Here is a 2,256-nt window from a genome sequence, read left to right as displayed (position 1 = left end):
GCATCAACCACCTTGTTTAACTCAACATGACGGCCTTTGAAAACCCTGTCATTAAGTTCATCATAAGATAATTTTTTATCTCGATTTTGATTTAGATACTGAAACAAAGAACAATTTAAAGATCCTTGACGGAAAGACGTAAGGACAAAACACCCATCAAGGATCACTTGACGGGTGTTTTCATTATATGAAATATCATGTTTTTTTAATTGGTTAACATTATTTTTCGCCTCTATGTGGTAAATAACAACAATCAAAAAAAACAGTGACACCGTCAAAAAAGTTATAAAATAAAACAATTACATTACCTCTATCATTTTTTTCAAGCGAAAATAAAGTCAAATCTATTTTAGTATTGATTGCCTGTTAGCTTATTCATCTCAATCAATAATTTTTGGGTTGTTGCATTTTGATATGTTTCCATTACATCAAAGATATTGCGGATTTTTTCTTCTACGGATAATTTACTATTAAATACTTCATCAAAAACAGCAGCAAGAAAGTTATCAAAATCAAAATTATCCTGATACCAATTACCAATGTTTTTAATTGGTGTGTCTAATAAATTAAAATCACGAATATGTACCGATGTACAATGTTTCAGTATATTCGTTATCCTTGTCTTTACCTGCTCTTTATCCTCTAAATTATCGGTAAGTAGGATAGAACGTAATACTTGTAATTTTCCTATAGAATGATACCTGACCATCGCTGGAATATAGGTTACCGTCATTTCCGGCGAGAATTTATTTACGGTAGCTGCTCCCATCGGACGCGCTGCCAACTCTTCATAATATTTATACCATCCAATCAACCCAATTATACCGTACACCCCAATGACAACTAATTTTAATAAATTCAAGAGAATACCTATTTTTAGCAACAGAATTTAAATTATTTATAATTTTAAATCTTTAAAAACATTCAGTGCAAGCGTGTAAAATACTCCGCAAACAATATTTTTAGGGAAACTAATAATAAACATTTTCATGATAATCTATGAGCTTAATATAATCATAATTGATGTCAGTAAATGTATAATTAATAATTAATGCGTAATCGCGATATTCTTTTTTTTAACCAATATATTAACTTATAAAATATGCTTTTCTTTTCATTTTGTGTGACTACTAATATTTTATTTTTTAACGTGCGTTTTTTAGCTCTACTCTGTCTATTGCTCATCATGACGCTCTCCTATTTTCAATAAACTGGATGCCAAGCGGAATAAATTCTGGTGGAATATAGCAATCAAATCCGACTTTGTAGCAAAAATTTTTAAACTCTTGTAAAGAATTAACTTTCGATTTTCTGTATATCCTGCACAGAGCATTGCCTATCGTTCGAGGGGAGCGATGGAGCTTCTTCGCGACTTCTTTAGCATTCATTGACTGTAATATAAAAAATATGATTCTCAGCTCTAATTTGTTAAATAATTTCATTGGAGGAGCCACCTTTAATCCTGATGGGGTGATTTTGCTCGCATACTGTTGTGGTGAAATAAAATCTAACTTTTTGCCATAAAACACAGTGCCCCAACACTCATTATTTTCATTATAAAACGGAAATTTTTCATACAAATAAGGTTGCAATTTTTGCTCTCGACCAAAAAAGTGGGTTTTAATGAGCGTCACTCTTTGCCCACTGCTAATAGCATCCAGATCTTGTTTTTTCAACTCTGAAGCGAATTTTGCCACCGGAGTGGGAAGTTGTTCATCGCGTTTTCCTTCGATTTTAAACCAGGCAGGGATATTTAAAAACTCACGAAAAGCGCGGTTAGCGTAAACAAACCGCGACTCACAATCTTTTATACCCCAAATATCGTTGCTACTTTTCATTATTGATATTAAGGGGAATGATTTTAATAAATTATTAATATTAGTCATAGCCAGTAATCTCCACTAATCTATTAAAATTTTTTATTGATAACTTATGCCACAAAATAAAAATGCGTTAATTTAATAAAAAAAATAGCTTTAATTGAAATATATAAATAATGTTACAACACCCAATTCCTATTTCGATCCTAATCAGGATAGTCAATATGAACACATAGGGAAGGTATAAAATGGCTAGTCGGAAGCAGTCAGAGTGTGATAGTGATCACACTTTATTTAACTGAACTTAGGAGCCATATTGAAATTTATTCAACTATAGCCAAATCAATTTAACTTGATTTAAGTGTTGTCGTCACTTGTCGTACTATTTGTACTGTCTGTGCTACTCCGCCTTGAATCAAATTAAACTGATTCGGCT

3 protein-coding genes are annotated in these 2,256 nt (G+C 31.8%); all 3 read right to left on the bottom strand.

What is annotated here, in order from left to right; translation table 11 throughout:
- Window positions 1-257, bottom strand: a 257-nt coding sequence (locus tag REG_RS13780) for a hypothetical protein (RefSeq protein ID WP_218015676.1), incomplete at its 3' end; no start/stop codon positions are given.
- 92 nt (window positions 258-349) lie between these two features.
- Window positions 350-862, bottom strand: a complete 513-nt coding sequence (locus tag REG_RS08045) for a hypothetical protein (RefSeq protein ID WP_141553658.1) — start codon at window positions 860-862, stop codon at window positions 350-352.
- Window positions 863-1,184: 322 nt separating this feature from the next.
- Entirely contained in the window at window positions 1,185-1,886 is a 702-nt protein-coding gene (locus REG_RS08040; RefSeq protein ID WP_006705187.1) for a helix-turn-helix transcriptional regulator, read from the bottom strand.
- Window positions 1,887-2,256: the final 370 nt, after the last annotated feature.

This window comes from Candidatus Regiella insecticola LSR1 (genome assembly GCF_000143625.1).
In the GTDB taxonomy this organism is placed as follows: Bacteria; Pseudomonadota; Gammaproteobacteria; order Enterobacterales; family Enterobacteriaceae; genus Regiella; species Regiella insecticola.
Note: the sequence above shows the minus strand (reverse complement) of the source record. Positions and strands in the feature narration are given on the sequence as shown.